The organism is Streptomyces milbemycinicus (assembly GCF_002154605.1).
GTDB lineage: Bacteria > Actinomycetota > Actinomycetes > Streptomycetales > Streptomycetaceae > Streptomyces > Streptomyces milbemycinicus.
In genome coordinates this window covers 1-17,958 of sequence record NZ_MUNE01000396.1, presented here as the reverse complement: position 1 = coordinate 17,958, position 17,958 = coordinate 1, and the positions used below count along the sequence as shown (strand labels likewise).

The following is a 17,958-nucleotide window of genomic DNA, read 5'->3' as shown; positions in this document are numbered from 1 at the left end:
GACAGCGTCGAGGCGAAGACAGAGAAGATGGCCGACTCGGTGCCCGGTGGCTACGCGGCGGCCCGGCTGCGACTCCTGCAAGAGGAGTCGCGGTCCGGGCCGCCGCGCCGTACCGCCCTCGCCGAGCTCACCGACCAATGGCTGGCCGCGCTGCTGGCCGGCGGGGCGGAGCAGGCCGGTATCACCCAGGGCGTCGCCCTCGTGGCGGTCGGCGGATACGGACGCGGTGAACTGTCCCCGCGCAGCGACCTGGACGTGCTGCTGCTCCACGACGGCTCGGCGGACGCCTCCGCCATCGCCACCCTCGCCGACCACGTCTGGTACCCGGTGTGGGACATGGGGCTGGCCCTGGACCACTCCGTACGCACCCCCGACCAGGCCCGCAAAACCGCCGGCGAGGACCTGAAGGCCCACCTCGGCCTGCTGGACGCGCGCCATATCGCGGGCGACGCCGCGCTCAGCGCGGGGCTGCGCACGGCGGTGCTCGCCGACTGGCGGGCCCGGGCCCCCAAGCGCCTGCCCGAGCTGCGCGAACTGGGCCAGGAGCGCGCCGGGCGCCACGGCGAGCTGCAGTTCCTGCTGGAACCGGACCTCAAGGAGGCGCGCGGCGGGCTGCGCGATGCGACGGCGCTGCGGGCCATCGCCGCCTCCTGGCTCGCCGACGCGCCGCGCGAGGGCCTTGCCGAGGCGCGCCGGCTGCTGCTGGACGTACGGGACGCGCTGCACCTGATCACCGGGCGGGCCACCGACCGGCTCGCCCTGCAGGAGCAGGACCAGGTCGCGGCCGAGCTCGGCCTGCTGGACGCCGACACCCTGCTGCGCCAGGTGTACGAGTCGGCCCGGACCATCTCGTACGCGAGCGATGTGACCTGGCGCGAGGTCGAACGGGTGCTGCGCGCCCGGTCGACCCGGCCGCGGCTGCGCGGCCTCCTCGGCGGCCGCGGACGCGGCTCCGGGGGCGGCGCGGACGCGGTGGGGGAGCGCAGCCCGCTCGCCGAGGGCGTCGTCGAGCAGGACGGCGAGGCGGTGCTGGCGCGCACCGCGCGCCCCGAGCGCGACCCGGTGCTGCCGCTGCGGGCCGCGGCCGCCGCCGCCCAGGCCGGTCTGCCGCTGTCACTGCACGCCGTACGGCGCCTGGCCGCCGCCGCACAGCCCCTGCCCGTACCGTGGCCGCCCGAGGCCAGGGAGCAGCTGATCACGCTGCTCGGCGCGGGCGAGTCCACCGTCGCGGTCTGGGAGGCCCTGGAGGCCGAGGGGCTGATCACCCGGCTGCTGCCCGACTGGGAGCGGGTGCGCTGCCGCCCTCAGCGCAACGCCGTACACCGCTGGACCGTCGACCGCCACCTCGTCGAGACCGCCGTGCGGGCCAGCGCGCTCAGCCGCCGCGTCGGCCGCCCCGACCTGCTGCTGGTCGCCGCGCTGCTGCACGACATCGGCAAGGGCTGGCCCGGCGACCACTCGGTGGCGGGCGAGACCATCGCCCGGGACGTGGCGTCCCGGATCGGCTTCGACCGCGCCGACGTCGCCGTCCTGGCCACGCTGGTCCGCCACCACCTGCTGCTCGTCGAGACCGCCACCCGCCGTGACCTTGACGACCCCGCCACCGTGCGCTCGGTCGCCGAGGTCGTCGGCTCCACGGCCACCCTGGAGCTGCTGCACGCCCTCACCGAGGCCGACGCCCTCGCCACCGGCCCCGCGGCCTGGAGCGCCTGGCGCGGCTCGCTCGTGGCCGACCTGGTCAAGCGGGTCGCGGCGGTCCTGGCCGGCGAGCCGGCCGCGGACTCCTCCGACCCCCAGCAGACCACCGCCGAACAGGAGCGGCTGGCCATCGAGGCCTGGCGCACCGGCGGCCCCGTACTGGCCCTGCACGCGCGCTCGGAGGCGCTGCCGCCGGGCGAGGCGGCGGGGATCGGAGCGGGCGGCGCGGCCGCCGGCGCTCCGGACGCCGCCGCGGGCGCGGGGCCGGGCGCCGAGTCCGGCGCGGAGCCGATCGGCGTGGAGCTGCTGATCGCCGTCCCCGAGCAGCCCGGCGTGCTGCCGGCGGCGGCCGGTGTGCTGGCGCTGCACCGGCTGACCGTACGGGCGGCGGACCTGCGCGCCGTCGAGCTGCCCGGAGAACTGACCGGGGAGCTGTCCGGTGAACTGGACGGTGAGCTGTTGGCTGCGGGTACGCCGGACTCCTCTCGGCCGGCCTCCGAGCCGGGGCCCGGCGTGCTGCTGCTGAGCTGGCGGGTGGCCGCCGAGTACGGCTCGCTGCCGCAGGCCGCGCGGCTGCGCAAGGACCTGCTGCGGGCCCTGGACGGGTCGCTCGACATAGTGGCCAGGCTCACGGAGCGCGAGGCCGCGTACCGCAAATACCCCCGCCGCCGCGGCGTGCACGCCCCGCCCCCGCGGGTCACCGTCGCGCCCGGCAGCTCCCAGCTCGCCACGGTGATCGAGGTGCGCGCCCAGGACGCCCCCGGGCTGCTGCACCGCATCGGCCGCGCGCTGGAGGACGCGGGGGTCACGGTGCGCAGCGCCCACGTCAGCACGCTCGGAGCCAACGCGGTGGACGCCTTCTACGTCACGGACGCCTCAGGCGCCCCGCTGCAGCCCATGCGCGCGGCGGAGGTGGCCAAGGAGGTCGAGCGGACGCTGAGCGCGTAGCGCCCCGGCGGGTGCGGCTCCACCGGGGCGCGGCACCAGGGGGCAGACCGTTCGGGCGGCGGGCGGATACCCTTGGAGGCCGACCGCCGACCCGACATCCGACCGAAGGATTCGCGACCACCGTGTTCGATACCCTCTCCGACCGCCTCGCAGCGACTTTCAAGAACCTCCGGGGCAAGGGCCGCCTCTCCGAGGCGGACATCGACGCCACGGCGCGTGAAATCCGTATCGCCCTGCTCGAAGCGGACGTCGCGCTTCCCGTCGTCCGGGCCTTCATCAAGCAGATCAAGGAACGGGCGACGGGAGCCGAGGTCTCCCAGGCGCTGAACCCCGCCCAGCAGGTCATCAAGATCGTCAACGAGGAGCTGGTCGGCATCCTCGGCGGCGAGACCCGCCGCCTCCGCTTCGCCAAGCAGCCGCCGACCGTGATCATGCTCGCGGGTCTGCAGGGCGCCGGTAAGACGACGCTCGCCGGAAAGCTCGGCCGCTGGCTGAAGGGGCAGGGCCACGCGCCGCTGCTGGTCGCGTGTGACCTGCAGCGCCCCAACGCCGTCAACCAGCTCTCGGTGGTCGCCGAGCGGGCCGGCGTCGCGGTCTTCGCCCCCGAGCCGGGCAACGGCGTGGGCGACCCGGTGAAGGTGGCCGAGGACTCGATCGAGTTCGCCAAGACCAAGCAGCACGACGTGGTGATCGTCGACACTGCCGGCCGTCTCGGCATCGACCAGGAGCTGATGCAGCAGGCCGCGGACATCCGCGACGCGGTCCGCCCGGACGAGGTCCTTTTCGTCGTCGACTCGATGATCGGCCAGGACGCGGTGAACACCGCCGAGGCGTTCCGCGACGGCGTCGGCTTCGACGGCGTGGTGCTCTCCAAGCTCGACGGCGACGCGCGCGGCGGTGCCGCGCTGTCCATCGCGCATGTCACCGGCCGCCAGATCATGTTCGCCTCCAACGGCGAGAAGCTGGACGACTTCGACGCGTTCCACCCGGACCGCATGGCGTCCCGCATCCTGGGCATGGGCGACATGCTCAGCCTGATCGAGAAGGCCGAGCAGACCTTCAGCCAGCAAGAGGCCGAGCAGATGGCGGCCAAGCTGGCGAAGGGCCCCAAGGAGTTCACGCTCGACGACTTCCTGGCGCAGATGGAGCAGGTCCGCAAGATGGGCTCCATCTCCAAGCTGCTCGGCATGCTGCCGGGCATGGGCCAGATCAAGGACCAGATCAACAACCTCGACGAGCGGGACGTGGACCGCACCGCCGCGATCATCAAGTCGATGACGCCGGGCGAGCGCCAGGACCCGACCATCATCAACGGCTCGCGCCGCGCCCGTATCGCGCGCGGCTCGGGTGTCGAGGTCAGCGCGGTCAAGAACCTGGTGGAGCGGTTCTTCGAGGCGCGCAAGATGATGTCGAAAATGGCGCAGGGCGGGATGCCCGGTATGCCGGGCATCCCGGGCATGGGCGGCGCCGCCGCCAAGCGCAAGGGCAAGCAGCAGAAGAAGGCCAAGGGGCGGCAACGCTCCGGCAACCCGCTCAAGCGGGCGCAGGAGGAGCAGCAGGCGGCTGAGCGCAGGGCGGCGGCCCAGCAAGGAGGCGCGTTCGGGCTACCCGGCGGCGGTCAGGACGCGGAGGACTTCGAACTGCCGCAAGAGTTCAAGAACTTCCTTCCGCCGAAGTGACGCTCCCGGGTGGGGCGCACGCGTGCGCCCCACCCGGGAAGACCCCGCAGAGTGGCGGGGAGCAGCGATTCATCGGGTTACCGCACCGCTGGTTGCCCGGATCACCTCCGCTGTCGCGGAGCTCAAGCCGATGTCACCACCGACATGCGTTCCAACGAGCGCATGTGCGAACGGGTTACGCCCGGGGGCCCTCACACCCGAGCGATCAGATAGCGCATCACGTTCTCCATCCACACCGTGCCGTCCTGGCGCCGGTACGGATGGAGGGCTTCCGTGATCTCCTTGCGCACCTGAGTGGCGTCGGTGGCTTGCTCCGCCGCGTCGAACAGCCCGGCCGACAGCAGTCCGCGCACCGCGCTGTCCATGTCCGCGTATCCGAAGGGGCAGGCCACCCGGCCCGAGCCGTCGAGCCGTAGCCCGGCCCGCTGGGCCAGGTCCTCAAGGTCGTCCCTGCCGCACGGCTGCCAGCGCGCGGAGGGGGCACCTCCCAGCGGTAGCTGGGGGAGCGTCGGGTCGGCCAGGCGCGCGCCCACCCGCAGCACGGTGGAGGTGTCGCACCGCTCGGGCGGGCCCCATCCGGCCAGGACGACCGGGCTGCCGGGCTCGGCGAGGGCGGCGGCCGAGGCGAGCCGCTCCGGCAGAGCGCTCCCGGACCCGAGAGCCGACAGCGGATCGAAGGCCGTGACCACGGTGAATCCGGACCCGGTCCGCGCCGCTGTCCCCGCTCCGGCCCCTGACGCCGTCAGGGCGCCGCCCAGGCCGCCGTCCGCCAGGCGGGCGAGGCGCGCGACGCCTCCCGGTGTGCTCGGGCGCGCGGCGCCCGGCCGCGCTCCGGGGCCCGCGAGCAGCCGCTCGCGGGCGAGCCCCAGGCGCTCCTCGTCCGGGTCCACCCCGCACACGGTGGCGCCGCGCGCCACCGCCATGAGAAGGGCCAGGCCCGAGCCGCAGCCCAGGCCCAGCAGCCGGGTCCCGGCGCCGACCTCCAGGCGCTCGTACACGGCCTCGTACAGCGGCACCATCATCCGTTCCTGGATCTCCGCCCAGTCGCGGGCACGGGCGCGGGATATCGCCGCGCCCGGTGCGGAGAGGGAGGAGGGGTACGGGGGAAGGTGCCGCCGTATGAGCGTAGATGTCATGGAATGCGCCCCAATCCGACGAGAGCAGTGCCGTGAGCCGAAGAGCCTGTTGCCACCGTTGTGCGCCGCGCGTTCCACCCCCGTAGGCCAGGGAACTGCGCATCCGTCCGCGCGTCCAGAGCTTTCGCGGCCATGCTTGTATGCCCCCGTTGTGCGCCCCCTGTTCCCGAGGACTCGGTCCGGGTTTCCGAGGGCTCGGTCCGGCTGTCGCCTTGTTGCCCTGTTGTTGCCCTGGCCAAATGAATTCACGGTTCGACGGGCCGTCGCCGTACGATCGGCGCCATGGCGAAGGCTCCCGTTCTCACCCCCCAGGCGGAGGATTTTCCGCGCTGGTACCAGGATCTGATCAACAAGGCCGAACTGGCCGACAACGGTCCGGTGCGCGGCACCATGGTCATCCGACCGTATGGCTACGGGCTCTGGGAGCGGATGCAGCAGGACATGGACGCCCGCATCAAGGCCGAGGGCGTTCAGAACGCGTACTTCCCGCTCTTCATCCCGCAGTCGTATCTGACGAAGGAGGCGGAGCACGTCGAGGGGTTCGCCCCCGAGCTCGCCATCGTCACGCACGGCGGCGGAAAGAAGCTCGAGGAGCCCGTGGTCGTCCGGCCCACCTCCGAGACGATCATCAACGAGTACTTCGCGAAGTGGGTGCAGAGCTACCGCGATCTGCCGCTGCTGATCAACCAGTGGGCCAATGTGGTGCGTTGGGAGCTGCGGCCGCGGCTGTTCCTGCGTACGTCCGAGTTCCTGTGGCAGGAGGGTCACACCGCCCACGCCACATACGAGGACGCCCGCGACTTCGCTTCCCGTATCCACCGGCACGTCTACGCCGACTTCATGGAGAACGTGCTGGCCATGGACGTCGTCCTGGGCCGCAAGACCGCCAAGGAGCGGTTCGCGGGCGCCATCAACACCCTCACGCTGGAGGGGATGATGGGCGACGGCAAGGCGCTGCAGCTGGGCACCAGCCATGAGCTGGGCCAGAACTTCGCCCGCGCGTTCAACACCCAGTTCCTGTCCAAGGAGGGCAAGCAGGAGCTGGTCTGGCAGACCTCCTGGGGCTCCACCACCCGCATGGTGGGCGCGCTCGTGATGATGCACGGCGACGACAGCGGGCTGCGCATTCCGCCGCGGCTGGCTCCCGTGCAGGCTGTCGTGCTGGCCATCAAGGGCGACGAGGCGGTGCTGGCCAAGGTCCGCGAGATCGGCGACCGGCTGACGGCGGCCGGGGTGCGGGTCCAGGTCGACGACCGGACCGACACCCCCTTCGGCCGCCGCGCCGTGGACTGGGAGCTCAAGGGCGTTCCGGTGCGGATCGAGGTCGGCCCGCGCGACCTGGAGGGCGGCACCGCGATGGTGGTGCGGCGGATCCCGGGCGGCAAGGAGCCGGTGCGGCTGGAAGCGCTTCCCGATCTGCTGCCGAAGGTCCTGGAGGAGGACCAGGCGCTGCTGCTGCGCCAGGCGCGGGAGCGGCGCGAGGCCCGCACCACGGATGTACGGACCGTCGAGGAGGCCGCCGAGGCCGCGGCGGCCGGCGGCTGGGCGCGGATCCCCTGGGCGGACCTCGGCCCGGAGGGGGAGGCGGCGCTCGCCGAGCAGGCCGTGTCCGTGCGCTGTCTGGTGGCCGAGGACGGGTCGGTGCCGGATGCCGATGACGCGCCCGGTAACGTCGCCTTTGTCGCGCGTGCCTACTGAGGCGGCAGCTGAAGCGCGCTCCGGCTGAGCGGAGAAGCGCGATCCGGCTGGGCGGAAAGCTGACCGGAAGTCCGGGGGCGGTGCGGGGCGGGCGTTACGTACCGCCTTGGTGCGCGGTGGGTGGCTCATCCACACATTGGCGCACCCGCCCTCCTCGGGACGCATCAGCGCTGAACTGACTGGTACGTGCAAATTATTTGTGATGCCCCGGAATCGGAACACCGGGCACTCCCCGCTCGTTATCACGACGTGAGCACGACACCACCTGTACTCGCCGCAGAGCTGGCGCAGGCGTGGGCCGATATTCAACGGCACCACCCCGAGCTGCCGGATCTCGCCGCGCCCGAATCGCTGATCGGAGAGTCGTCGTCCGCATGTGGCGCCGAGCTCTCCTTCGAACGGCTGCTGCACGAGGCAGTCCACGGCATCGCCGCGGCGCGCGGTGTCCGTGACACCTCGCGCGCCGGCCGCTACCACAACCGCCGCTTCCTGGCCATCGCCGAGGAGTTGGGCCTGGACCACCCCGATGAGCCGCACCCCAGCAGCGGCTTCTCGCTGGTCACGCTCAGCCCCGAGGCGAGAAGGCGCTATCGGACCACCATCGACCGGCTGCAGCGCGCCCTCAAGGCACACACCGTCGCGACCGCCGCCGACACCGCCCGCACCTTCCGCGGACCGGCCGCCCGGCACGGTTCGTCGGGCGGTGGGGTCCGGGTGAAGGCGGTGTGCGACTGCGGGCGCAATGTTCGCGTCGTCCCGTCGGTGCTGGCGCAGGCGCCGATCATGTGCGGGGGATGCGGGAAGCCGTTCCGTATCCCGGAGCCGGTGGCCGCGGTCGGCTGACCTGTCACGGTGTGGCAGAATGGTCAGCTGTACTCGACAGCCGACCAGGACCCCTCTCTCCTCCGGCTGACGCGTCCATCGGGCACTCGGGTACCGCAACCCCACGCGGCACTTCGCAGTGCTCAATCACGTCAAGACCAGGAGACACCACTCCCGTGGCAGTCAAGATCAAGCTGAAGCGTCTGGGCAAGATCCGTTCGCCTCACTACCGCATCGTCGTCGCCGACTCCCGCACCCGCCGTGACGGCCGGGCCATCGAGGAGATCGGTCTGTACCACCCGGTGCAGAACCCCTCGCGCATTGAGGTGGACTCGGAGCGTGCGCAGTACTGGCTGGGCGTCGGCGCGCAGCCGACCGAGCCGGTGCTCGCCATCCTGAAGGTCACCGGCGACTGGCAGAAGTTCAAGGGCCTGCCCGCCCCGGCCCCGATGCTCGTCGCCGAGCCGAAGGCCGACAAGCGCGCCCTGTTCGAGGCCGCCGCCAAGGACACCGGTGGTGAGTCGAAGGGTGAGGCCATCACCCCGAAGGCGAAGAAGTCCGAGAAGAAGTCGGACGAGGCGGCCGCTGACGCGGCGGCCGAGTCGACCGAGGCCTGAGGATGCTCGAGGAGGCCCTCGAGCACCTGGTGAAGGGCATCGTCGACAACCCCGACGACGTGCAGGTCGCCTCGCGCAACCTGCGGCGCGGGCGCGTTCTCGAGGTGCGGGTGCACCCCGACGACCTCGGCAAGGTGATCGGCCGTAACGGCCGCACCGCCCGCGCCCTGCGCACCGTCGTGGGCGCCATCGGCGGCCGTGGCGTCCGCGTCGACCTCGTCGACGTGGACCAGGTTCGCTGAGCAGCGTCAAGAAGAGCACCGGCACGGGCCGGGGAGGGCTTTGGGCCGTCCCCGGCCCGTCTGTGTGAAGGGAACAGGGAACAGTGCAGTTGGTTGTGGCGCGGATCGGCCGCGCCCACGGCATCAAGGGCGAGGTCACCGTCGAGGTGCGCACCGACGAGCCGGAGCTGCGGCTCGCCCCGGGGGCCGTCCTGGCCACCGAGCCCGCTTCGGCCGGGCCGCTGACCATCGAGACCGGCCGGGTGCACAGCGGCCGGCTGCTGCTGCGCTTCGCGGGGTTCGCGGACCGTACGGCCGCCGAGACGCTGCGCGGCACCCTGCTCATCGCGGAGGTCGACCCCGAGGACACCCCCGAGGACCCCGAGGAGTACTACGACCATCAGCTGATCGACCTGGACGTGGTCACCGTCGACGGCACGGAGGTCGGCCGGATCTCGGAGATCTCCCATCTGCCGTACCAGGACCTGCTGATCGTCCGGCGGCCGGACGGCAGCGAGGTGATGATCCCCTTCGTCTCCGAGGTGGTGCCGGAGATCGACCTCGAGGCGCAGCGCGCCGTCATCGACCCGCCGCCCGGTCTGCTCGACGAGACCCAGGCCGAGGTCGCCCGCGGCGAGGGCGGCGCGGAGCGCGGGGGCGCATGATGCGGCTGGACGTCGTCACGATCTTTCCGGAGTATCTGGAGCCGCTGAACGTCTCACTGGTCGGCAAGGCGCGCGCCCGCGGACAGCTGGACGTACGCGTCCACGATCTGCGGACCTGGACGCACGACCGGCACAACACCGTCGACGACACCCCGTACGGCGGCGGTCCCGGCATGGTCATGAAGCCCGAGCCGTGGGGCGAGGCGCTGGACGAGATCATCGCGTCGGGGACCGGCGGTACGGAGCCCGGTGTGCCGGGGGGCGGCGCGGACGGGGCGCCGCCGCTGCCCGCGCTGGTCGTGCCCACCCCGAGCGGCCGCCCGTTCACCCAGGCCCTCGCCGTCGAACTGGCCGAGCGCCCCTGGCTGGTCTTCGCCCCCGCCCGCTACGAGGGCATCGACCGCCGGGTGATCGACGAGTACGCCGAACGCCTGGATGTGTACGAGATCTCCATCGGCGACTATGTGCTGGCCGGCGGGGAGGCCGCGGTCCTGGTGATCACGGAGGCCGTGGCCCGGCTGCTGCCCGGCGTGCTGGGCAACGCCGAATCGCACCGCGACGACTCCTTCGCCCCCGGCACGATGGCCGATCTGCTGGAGGGACCCGTCTACACCAAGCCGCCGCAGTGGCGTGACCGGGGCATTCCGGAGGTGCTGCTCAGCGGTCACCACGGCAAGATCGCGCGCTGGCGCAGGGACGAGGCGTTCCGCCGTACCAGCCGCAACCGGCCGGATCTCATAGAGCGCTGCGACCCGGCGGCGCTGGACAAGTACGACCGGAAGCTCCTGGCGGAACTGGGCTGGGAGGAGCTTCCGGAGGCGAGCGAACACGATCAAGGGCCCCGATTTGGGCGGTCCGGTCCCGCCGTGGAAGAATGGGCCGCTGCTGTACGTCCGGTGTGCGCCCCTGCCACAGGGGGACCGACGCCCGCCCGACCAGACGGCACTCCCCATCATCACCGATATGCCGCTGATGACCTGTGGCATCAGCGAGGAAAGCAGACGATCATGTCTCACGTGCTCGACACTGTCGACGCCGCGTCGCTGCGCAGCGACATCCCGACCTTCCGCCCCGGCGACACGGTCAACGTCCACGTCCGCGTCATCGAGGGCAACCGCTCCCGTGTCCAGCAGTTCAAGGGCGTCGTCATCCGCCGCCAGGGCTCTGGTGTGCGCGAGAGCTTCACCGTCCGCAAGGTGAGCTTCAGCGTCGGCGTCGAGCGCACCTTCCCGGTGCACACCCCGATCGTCGAGAAGATCGAGGTCGTCACCCGCGGTGACGTTCGCCGCGCCAAGCTGTACTACCTGCGCGACCTCCGCGGCAAGGCCGCGAAGATCAAGGAAAAGCGCGACAACTGAGTTTTGCGCGACAACTGAGCTACTGCCGGACGGCACAGGCGGGCCGGATAGGCTCTGGCCCGATGGAGACCGACGCCCAGCTCGCAGAGCGCGATCGCTCCTCCCGTTCCCACGAGGGACAGGAGGAGCGATCGCGCTCTTCGCGTCCCCGGCGGGGGCTCGGCCGGCTGATCGGGGGCGGGCCCTGGCGGCGGGTCGGTGTGCTCGTGGCGGTCTGTGTCGTCTTCGTCCTTTTGCTGAGCGCCTTCGTCGTACAGCCCTTTCTGATCCCCAGCGGATCGATGGAGAACACGTTTCGGCCCGGAGACCGGGTCCTGGTGAACAAGCTGGCGTACCGTTTCGGTGATACGCCGCGCCGCGGTGACGTCATCGTGTTCGACGGAACCGGGTCCTTCGTCCAGAAGGAGCCGTCCCAGAATCCGGTGGTGGCACTGGTGCGGGGCGCGGCCGCGGCGGTCGGGCTGGCCGAACCGGCCGAGACCGACTACATCAAGCGTGTCGTGGGTGTGGGTGGTGACCGGGTCAGGTGCTGCGACAAGCGGGGGAGGATCGAGGTGAACGGGAAGCCGGTGGACGAGGACTACCTGTTTCCGGGGGATGCCCCGTCACAGGTCCCGTTCGACATCGTGGTGCCCGAGGGAAAGCTGTGGGTCATGGGGGACCACCGCAGTGATTCCAGGGACTCACGGGACCACCTCGGCGAGCCGGGCGGAGGTACGGTCCCCGTCGACAAGGTGATCGGACGCGCCGACTGGATCGGCTGGCCGGTCGGCCGCTGGAGCGGAGTGCACCGCCCGGCGGCCTTCGGACGCGTACCGGATCCGGCTCCGGGCGGCGCACATGGGTAACCGCGGACGGTCCCGGCACGGGACCCGCCGCCCCGGCCCCGGCCGCCTGGGTTCCGGCCGTCCGGGCTCGGGCCACCTGGGCTCGGGCCCCGGCAGTCCTGGCTACATCCCCGGCTCGGGCCCCGTGCACAGTGCGGACGCGCCGCGTACGGGGCCGCGTCTGGGCGGTCGTGCGGAGCGGCGCAAGGTCCAGCGCCGTATCAAGCGCAGGCGGCGCCGTTCGGCCATGAAGGAGATCCCGATCCTGATCGGCGTGGCGCTGGTGATCGCCCTGGTGCTCAAGACCTTTCTGGTCCAGGCGTTTGTGATCCCGTCGGGCTCGATGGAGCAGACGATCAGGATCGGCGACCGGGTGCTGGTGGACAAACTCACACCGTGGTTCGGCTCGAAGCCGTCGCGCGGCGATGTGGTGGTGTTCAAGGACCCCGGAGGCTGGCTCGAGGACGAGCGGAAGCCGCCTAAGGAAGATCCGGTCGTCATCAAGCAGGCCAAGCAGTTCCTGACCTGGATCGGACTGCTTCCGTCCTCGAACGAGCAGGATCTGATCAAGCGGGTGGTCGGGGTCGGCGGCGATACGGTCGCCTGCTGTGACAAAGACGGTCGGGTGACGGTCAACGGCACGCCGCTGAACGAGCCGTATCTGCACCCGGGTAATGTGCCCTCGGAGCGCCGGTTCAAGGTGACTGTCCCTCAGGGGCGGATCTTTGTGATGGGCGATCACCGGGCCAATTCGGCGGACTCGCGGGTCCATCTGGACGAGCCTGACCAGGGAACGGTCTCGGACGACCTGGTCGTCGGCCGGGCGATCGTGATCGCGTGGCCCTTCGGTCATTGGCAGAGCCTGGACGAACCTGAGACATATGCCTCAGTGAAGGACGCGCCGAGCGGGGCGACGCAGGCACGCGGCTCGCCGCATAGGCTGTCCTCGGACCAGCAAGGGTTGGTCCAGCTCCCGACCCCTGCGGAACTCCCGCTCGTTATGGGAGTGGTGGGCCTGCGCCGTTCGTGGCGTGGGCGGCAGCGCGGCGTGAGGAGTGAATGTGGGGGACTTGGCGGTCGGCGCTCGATCCGGTCACGAAGAGCCCGAGAGGCAACCGGGGGGGAGCGGAGAGCCACCGGTGAACGGGGCGCGCGCGGCCGATGCGCCTACGGGCGGGGCCCCCGAGACGTTCGAGGCGCCAGGGGGCTCCGGTACGACGGACGCCGCGGCCGCCCCCCAGGGCGGTTCACCGGCCGCTCCCGGCTCCGCTGACGTTCCGGGCTCCGCTGAGTCTCCCGTCTCCTTCGGCAAGCCGGGCTCCTCGGCCTCCGCCGGCTCCTCGGATTCCCCGGATCCCTCGGACCCTCCTGGCGCCGAGGGCCGGGCGGGTGACGAGCCCGACAAGGACAAGGACGGCGAGGACGAGGACGGGGAGAACAGCGCCAAGGACGAGGGCGGTGCCAAGGACGGCGCCAAGAAGACGCGCTCGTTCTGGAGAGAGCTGCCGATCCTCGTCGGCATCGCGCTGCTGCTCGCCCTGCTGATCAAGACGTTCCTGGTGCAGGCGTTCTCCATCCCCTCCGACTCCATGCAGAACACGCTGCAGCGCGGCGACCGGGTGCTGGTGGACAAGCTGACCCCGTGGTTCGGCGCCGAGCCGGAGCGCGGCGAGGTCGTCGTCTTCCACGACCCGGGCGGCTGGCTCGGCGGCGAGACCCAGCAGTCCGACTCGGGCCCGCTCGCCAAGGGCGTTCAGCGGGTGCTCAGCTTTATCGGCCTGATGCCGTCCGCGGAGGAGAAGGACCTGATCAAGCGGGTCATCGCGGTCGGCGGGGACACGGTCGAATGCCAGAAGGGCGGACCGGTCAAGGTCAACGGCAAGGCGCTGGACGAGAAGAATTACATCTTCCCTGGGAACACGCCCTGCGACGACAAGCCGTTCGGCCCGATCAAGGTGCCCAAGGGCCGGATCTGGGTGATGGGCGACCACCGCCAGGACTCGCTGGACTCGCGCTGGCACCAGAATCTGGACAATGGCACGGTCTCGGTGGACAAGGTCGTCGGGCGGGCCATCGTGGTCGCGTGGCCGATCGACCGCTGGTCGACCCTCTCCGTCCGCGGCACCTTCGACCAGCCGGGGCTGAGCGCCGCGGCATCCATGGCCCCCTCGGCGCTCGGGTTCGCGGGCGCGGTCCCGATCGTTCTGTGGCGCCGCCGCAGGCTCGTCCGCAAGGCGCGCGGGACGGCTGCCTGAGATCCGTACCGCCGGGTAGGGTGCTGACGACCTGGGGTGCCCGGGACCTGATCGACGTCTGCTACGTGAGGCAGGAGCACTGGAATGAGCGGAGCCCGGCAGGTCGGAGGGGGCGGCAGAGGGCTTGGGAGCGTCCTGTCCGGGGTGGCGGTCGCCGTCGGCTGTGTGCTCTTCCTGGGGTCGTTCGTCTGGGGTGCGGTGGTCTACAAGCCGTACACCGTCCCGACCGATTCGATGGCACCGACCATCGGCCGGGGCGACCGCGTGCTGGCGGAGCGAATAGAGGGCGACGAGGTGCGCCGTGGCGACGTGGTTGTCTTCAAGGACTCGGTCTGGGGCGATCTGCCGATGGTGAAGCGGGTCGTCGGCGTCGGCGGGGACACGGTCGCGTGCTGTGACAAGCAGGGTCGGCTGACGCTGAACGGCAAGCCCCTCGACGAACCGTATCTGCACACCAAGGGACCGGCCTCGCCCACCGTCTTCTCGGCGACGGTGCCCAAGGGGAAGTTGTTCCTGCTGGGCGACCACCGCAACGACTCCCTGGACTCCCGTGTGCATCTGTCCGACGGTGCGGACGGGGCTGTCTCGCGCGGCGCGGTGAGCGGGCGGGTGGACGCCACGGCCTGGCCGCCGGACCTGGGGATGCTGGAGCGGCCGGAAGCCTTCAAGGCGCTGCCGGGCGGCGTCTCACAGCCGGGGCCGCTGCGACTCATCCTGATCTCCGCCGTGGTCGGCGCGGTGCTCATCATGGGCGGCGCGGCGTACGGGCCGCTGGCGCGCCGGATCGGGCGCGGCGGCAAACGGGGCGAGGGGCGGCGCGGGAAGACGACGGAGGTGGCGACCGGTGTCTGAGGGGACGGGCGCGGAGGGCCGGGGCGAGGACCTGCGGAAGGTCGCCCGGGTGGTCCTGCTCGACCCGCACGACAGGATTCTGCTGATACACGGCTTCGAGCCCGAGGACCCGTCGACGACCTGGTGGTTCACCCCCGGCGGCGGGCTGGAGGGCGATGAGAGCCGGGAACAGGCGGCGCGCCGGGAGCTGGCGGAGGAGACCGGGATCACACAGGTGGAGCTGGGGCCCGTGGTGTGGCGGCGGGTGTGCTCCTTCCCGTTCGACGGGCGCCGCTGGCATCAGGACGAGTGGTACTACCTGGCCCGTACGGAGCAGACCGCGACGTGGACCGGCGGCGCGACCGAGCTGGAGCGGCGCAGCGTCACGGGGCTGCGGTGGTGGACGCTCGAGGAGCTGGCGGCGGTACGAGAGCCGGTGTACCCGTCACAGCTTGTGGGGCTGTTGCGTAGGCTGCTCGACGAGGGACCCCCGACTGTGCCGGTGATCCTGGAGACTGAGCGCGTCTGACGCACAATGGGGGGACGCACGGCTGAAGGGGAACATGCCATGAGCGCCGAGGACCTCGAGAAGTACGAGACCGAGATGGAGCTGAAGCTCTACCGGGAGTACCGCGATGTCGTCGGTCTGTTCAAATATGTGATCGAGACTGAACGGCGTTTCTATCTCACCAATGACTACGAGATGCAGGTGCACTCGGTGCAGGGTGAGGTGTTCTTTGAGGTCTCCATGGCCGACGCCTGGGTCTGGGACATGTATCGACCGGCCCGCTTCGTGAAGCAGGTGCGCGTCCTGACGTTCAAGGACGTGAACATTGAGGAGCTGAACAAGAGCGATCTCGACCTTCCGAGTGGCTGAGTTGTCCACAACCGGTCGGTTGTCCACAAAGATCCAATAATCCGGCGCCGAGCCGTCACAGTCGGTGCCGGAGGTGGTGCCGAATGAACGCCCGAGGAGCGCTCGGACGCTACGGCGAGGATCTGGCGGTGCGCCGGCTGTCCGAGGCCGGGATGACCGTCGTGGAGCGGAACTGGCGGTGCCGGGACGGAGAGATCGACATCGTCGCCCTGGACGCCGGGGCGCTGGTGGTGTGCGAGGTCAAGACGCGCCGCCTCGGCGGCTATGAACACCCGATGGCGGCCGTCACCCCCGGCAAGGCCGACCGGCTGCGGCGGCTGGCCGAGCGCTGGCTGGAGCGGCACGGCGGCCCGCCGCCGGGCGGGGTGCGGATCGATCTGATCGGCGTGGTGCTGCCCGAGCGCGGCGCGCCGGTGGTCGAGCATGTGCGGGGGGTGGCCTGATGGGGTTCGCCCGCACCTGCTCGGTCGCCCTGGTCGGGGTCGAGGGCGTGGTGGTGGAGGTCCAGGCCGATCTGGAGCCGGGCGTCGCCACCTTCACGCTGGTCGGGCTGCCCGACAAGAGCCTGGTCGAGAGCCGGGACCGGGTCCGCGCGGCCGTCGTGAACTCCGGCGCCGACTGGCCGCAGAAAAAGCTCACGGTGGGGCTCAGCCCGGCGTCCGTCCCCAAGGGAGGCAGCGGCTTCGACCTGGCCGTGGCCTGCGCGGTGCTCGGGGCCGCCGAGCGCATCGACCCACGCGCCATGGCCGACCTGATGATGATCGGCGAGCTCGGACTGGACGGCCGGGTCCGCCCGGTGCGCGGGGTGCTGCCCGCGGTGCTCGCCGCCGCTGAGGCCGGATACCGGCAGGTGGTCGTCCCGGAGCAGACGGCGGCCGAGGCGTCCCTGGTGCCGGATGTCTCGGTGCTCGGTGTGCGGACCCTGCGTCAGCTGATCGCCGTGTTGACGGACGCACCGGTGCCCGAAGAGGAGGAGCTGCCCGAGGAAGGCCGCCCCGACCCGATGCTCGCCGGGCTGAGCTTGGTGGGCGCGGGCATGGGCGTCGGCGTGGCGGCCGACGCGGGGGCGGCCGCCGACCGCCGCCCCGACCTGGCCGAGGTCGCCGGTCAGCGGGCCGCCCGCAAGGCCCTGGAGGTCGCCGCGGCCGGGAGCCACCATCTCTTCCTGGCCGGCCCGCCCGGCGCGGGCAAGACCATGCTCGCCGAGCGGCTTCCCGGTCTGCTGCCCCCGCTCACCCGGCGGGAGTCCCTGGAGGTGACCGCCGTCCACTCGGTGGCCGGGATCCTCCCGCCCGGCCAGCCGCTGGTGGCCGCTCCGCCGTACTGCGCACCGCACCACTCGGCCACCATGGCCGCCCTGGTGGGCGGGGGAAACGGGCTGCCGAGGCCGGGCGCGGTCTCGCTCGCGCACCGGGGCGTGCTCTTCTTGGACGAGGCGCCCGAATTCAGCGCCCAGGTGCTCGACGCGCTGCGCCAGCCCCTGGAGTCCGGCCATGTGGTGGTGGCCCGCTCGGCCGGCATGGTGCGCATGCCCGCGCGCTTTCTGCTTCTGCTGGCCGCCAACCCATGCCCCTGTGGGCGCCACTCGTATATCGGCGACGGCTGCGACTGCTCGCCCGTGATGGTCCGCCGCTACCAGGCGCGGCTCTCCGGGCCGCTGCTGGACCGGGTGGACCTGCGGGTCCGGGTCGAGGCGGTCAGCCGGGCCGAGCTCACCGGGGCCCCGGGCGTCGGGGAGAGGACCGCGGTCGTCGCGGCCCGGGTGCGCGAGGCGCGGGAGCGCGCCGCCGCGCGCTACACCGACACCCCCTGGCTTACCAATAGCGAGGTGCCGGGCCATGAGCTGCGCACCCGCTGGTATGCCAGCCCCGGGGCGCTGCGCGAGGCCGAGCGCGATATGGAGCGCGGGCTGCTGACCGCCCGTGGTCTCGACCGTGTGCTGCGGGTCGCCTGGACCGTCGCGGACCTGGCGGGCCACGACCGGCCGGAGGCCGAGGACGTGGCGCAGGCGCTGCAACTGCGCACCGGCGTCAGCCGTGGCGTCCCGGCCGGGGCGGTGGGGTTCTGATGGTCGGCTCGCGAAAGGGCCGGGAGCCGGTGTCGGGCCCGGATCGGGGCGCGGCTGGGGCTGGGGGTGTGGTTGGCGCCGGGACCGCGGCAGGGCCAGGGACAGGGTCCGGGTACGGAACCGCGACCGGGCCGAGGGCAGGGGCTGGGTCCGGCGCCGGGACCGCGGTGGGACCGGGAGCAGGGGACGGGCCCGGGGCCGGGACTGCGGCAGGGCTGGTGCCCGGAGCCGGGGACGGGCCCGTCCCCTGCTCCCGGT

At 71.9% G+C, this 17,958-nt stretch carries 17 protein-coding genes and 1 pseudogene; 17 read left to right on the top strand and 1 reads right to left on the bottom strand.

Annotation, left to right across the window (positions count from 1 at the left end):
* Positions 1-27: 27 nt before the first annotated feature.
* Complete coding sequence (locus tag CCN51_RS30340; RefSeq protein WP_043490044.1) at positions 28-2,646, top strand: [protein-PII] uridylyltransferase; 2,619 nt, start codon at positions 28-30, stop codon at positions 2,644-2,646.
* 122 nt (positions 2,647-2,768) lie between these two features.
* Positions 2,769-4,325: a signal recognition particle protein gene (ffh, locus tag CCN51_RS30335; RefSeq protein WP_014176068.1), complete on the top strand. Its 1,557-nt coding sequence runs from the start codon at positions 2,769-2,771 to the stop codon at positions 4,323-4,325.
* Between the two features lie 191 nt (positions 4,326-4,516).
* Here ffh and CCN51_RS30330 read toward each other — a convergent pair whose 3' ends face one another.
* Entirely contained in the window at positions 4,517-5,461 is a 945-nt protein-coding gene (locus CCN51_RS30330; RefSeq protein ID WP_106436360.1) for an MDR/zinc-dependent alcohol dehydrogenase-like family protein, read from the bottom strand.
* 282 nt (positions 5,462-5,743) lie between these two features.
* Between CCN51_RS30330 and proS the strand changes: the two genes are divergently transcribed.
* The 15 genes and pseudogenes from proS to CCN51_RS30260 all read left to right on the top strand — a co-directional run bounded on the left by proS (position 5,744) and on the right by CCN51_RS30260 (position 17,700).
* Positions 5,744-7,159, top strand: coding sequence for a proline--tRNA ligase (gene proS / locus CCN51_RS30325; protein WP_014176066.1), 1,416 nt, complete (start codon positions 5,744-5,746; stop codon positions 7,157-7,159).
* A gap of 249 nt (positions 7,160-7,408) precedes the next feature.
* Positions 7,409-8,002 (top strand): hypothetical protein, encoded by a 594-nt coding sequence (locus CCN51_RS30320; RefSeq protein ID WP_014176065.1) that lies wholly within the window; start codon positions 7,409-7,411, stop codon positions 8,000-8,002.
* Positions 8,003-8,157: 155 nt separating this feature from the next.
* Complete coding sequence (gene rpsP / locus CCN51_RS30315) at positions 8,158-8,598, top strand: 30S ribosomal protein S16 (RefSeq protein ID WP_014176064.1); 441 nt, start codon at positions 8,158-8,160, stop codon at positions 8,596-8,598.
* 2 nt (positions 8,599-8,600) lie between these two features.
* Complete coding sequence (locus CCN51_RS30310; protein WP_014176063.1) at positions 8,601-8,840, top strand: RNA-binding protein; 240 nt, start codon at positions 8,601-8,603, stop codon at positions 8,838-8,840.
* A gap of 83 nt (positions 8,841-8,923) precedes the next feature.
* On the top strand, positions 8,924-9,484 hold the full coding sequence (rimM, locus tag CCN51_RS30305) for a ribosome maturation factor RimM (protein WP_043486654.1): 561 nt from the start codon (positions 8,924-8,926) through the stop codon (positions 9,482-9,484).
* Positions 9,484-10,359: pseudogene (trmD, locus tag CCN51_RS54485) on the top strand (tRNA (guanosine(37)-N1)-methyltransferase TrmD); the annotation flags it as partial. The gene rimM and the pseudogene trmD, both read left to right, overlap by 1 nt.
* Before the next feature lie 132 nt (positions 10,360-10,491).
* Complete coding sequence (gene rplS / locus CCN51_RS54480; protein ID WP_014176061.1) at positions 10,492-10,842, top strand: 50S ribosomal protein L19; 351 nt, start codon at positions 10,492-10,494, stop codon at positions 10,840-10,842.
* A 62-nt stretch (positions 10,843-10,904) separates the two neighbouring features.
* A complete protein-coding gene (gene lepB, locus CCN51_RS30295; protein WP_014176060.1) occupies positions 10,905-11,690 on the top strand; it encodes a signal peptidase I in 786 nt (261 codons plus the stop codon).
* Entirely contained in the window at positions 11,683-12,942 is a 1,260-nt protein-coding gene (gene lepB / locus CCN51_RS30290; protein WP_078610426.1) for a signal peptidase I, read from the top strand. The genes lepB (CCN51_RS30295) and lepB (CCN51_RS30290) overlap by 8 nt, the downstream gene beginning before the upstream one ends.
* Positions 12,943-13,171: 229 nt before the next feature.
* Positions 13,172-13,924: a signal peptidase I gene (lepB, locus tag CCN51_RS30285; protein WP_043490038.1), complete on the top strand. Its 753-nt coding sequence runs from the start codon at positions 13,172-13,174 to the stop codon at positions 13,922-13,924.
* A gap of 84 nt (positions 13,925-14,008) precedes the next feature.
* Positions 14,009-14,776, top strand: coding sequence for a signal peptidase I (gene lepB, locus CCN51_RS30280; protein WP_043486652.1), 768 nt, complete (start codon positions 14,009-14,011; stop codon positions 14,774-14,776).
* Positions 14,769-15,284 carry an NUDIX hydrolase gene (locus tag CCN51_RS30275; protein ID WP_014176056.1) on the top strand — a complete coding sequence of 172 codons (516 nt, stop codon included), beginning with the start codon at positions 14,769-14,771 and terminating at the stop codon, positions 15,282-15,284. Before lepB (CCN51_RS30280) ends, CCN51_RS30275 begins: the two co-directional genes overlap by 8 nt.
* A gap of 39 nt (positions 15,285-15,323) precedes the next feature.
* Positions 15,324-15,632 (top strand): DUF2469 domain-containing protein, encoded by a 309-nt coding sequence (locus tag CCN51_RS30270; RefSeq protein ID WP_004944840.1) that lies wholly within the window; start codon positions 15,324-15,326, stop codon positions 15,630-15,632.
* Between the two features lie 83 nt (positions 15,633-15,715).
* A complete protein-coding gene (locus tag CCN51_RS30265; protein WP_014176055.1) occupies positions 15,716-16,075 on the top strand; it encodes a YraN family protein in 360 nt (119 codons plus the stop codon).
* Positions 16,075-17,700, top strand: a complete 1,626-nt coding sequence (locus tag CCN51_RS30260) for a YifB family Mg chelatase-like AAA ATPase (protein WP_014176054.1) — start codon at positions 16,075-16,077, stop codon at positions 17,698-17,700. Before CCN51_RS30265 ends, CCN51_RS30260 begins: the two co-directional genes overlap by 1 nt.
* The last annotated feature ends 258 nt before the right edge of the window (positions 17,701-17,958 follow it).

Bases quoted from the DNA above. Each gene is read 5' to 3' on its own strand.
- CCN51_RS30340 (WP_043490044.1), top strand. From the start codon at position 28: ATGGCCGACTCGGTGCCCGGTGGCTACGCGGCGGCCCGGCTGCGACTC.
- CCN51_RS30330 (WP_106436360.1), bottom strand. From the start codon at position 5,461: ATGACATCTACGCTCATACGGCGGCACCTTCCCCCGTACCCCTCCTCC.
- proS (WP_014176066.1), top strand. From the start codon at position 5,744: ATGGCGAAGGCTCCCGTTCTCACCCCCCAGGCGGAGGATTTTCCGCGC.
- CCN51_RS30310 (WP_014176063.1), top strand. From the start codon at position 8,601: ATGCTCGAGGAGGCCCTCGAGCACCTGGTGAAGGGCATCGTCGACAAC.
- rplS (WP_014176061.1), top strand. From the start codon at position 10,492: ATGTCTCACGTGCTCGACACTGTCGACGCCGCGTCGCTGCGCAGCGAC.
- lepB (WP_014176060.1), top strand. From the start codon at position 10,905: ATGGAGACCGACGCCCAGCTCGCAGAGCGCGATCGCTCCTCCCGTTCC.
- lepB (WP_078610426.1), top strand. From the start codon at position 11,683: ATGGGTAACCGCGGACGGTCCCGGCACGGGACCCGCCGCCCCGGCCCC.
- lepB (WP_043486652.1), top strand. From the start codon at position 14,009: ATGAGCGGAGCCCGGCAGGTCGGAGGGGGCGGCAGAGGGCTTGGGAGC.
- CCN51_RS30270 (WP_004944840.1), top strand. From the start codon at position 15,324: ATGAGCGCCGAGGACCTCGAGAAGTACGAGACCGAGATGGAGCTGAAG.
- CCN51_RS30265 (WP_014176055.1), top strand. From the start codon at position 15,716: ATGAACGCCCGAGGAGCGCTCGGACGCTACGGCGAGGATCTGGCGGTG.
- CCN51_RS30260 (WP_014176054.1), top strand. From the start codon at position 16,075: ATGGGGTTCGCCCGCACCTGCTCGGTCGCCCTGGTCGGGGTCGAGGGC.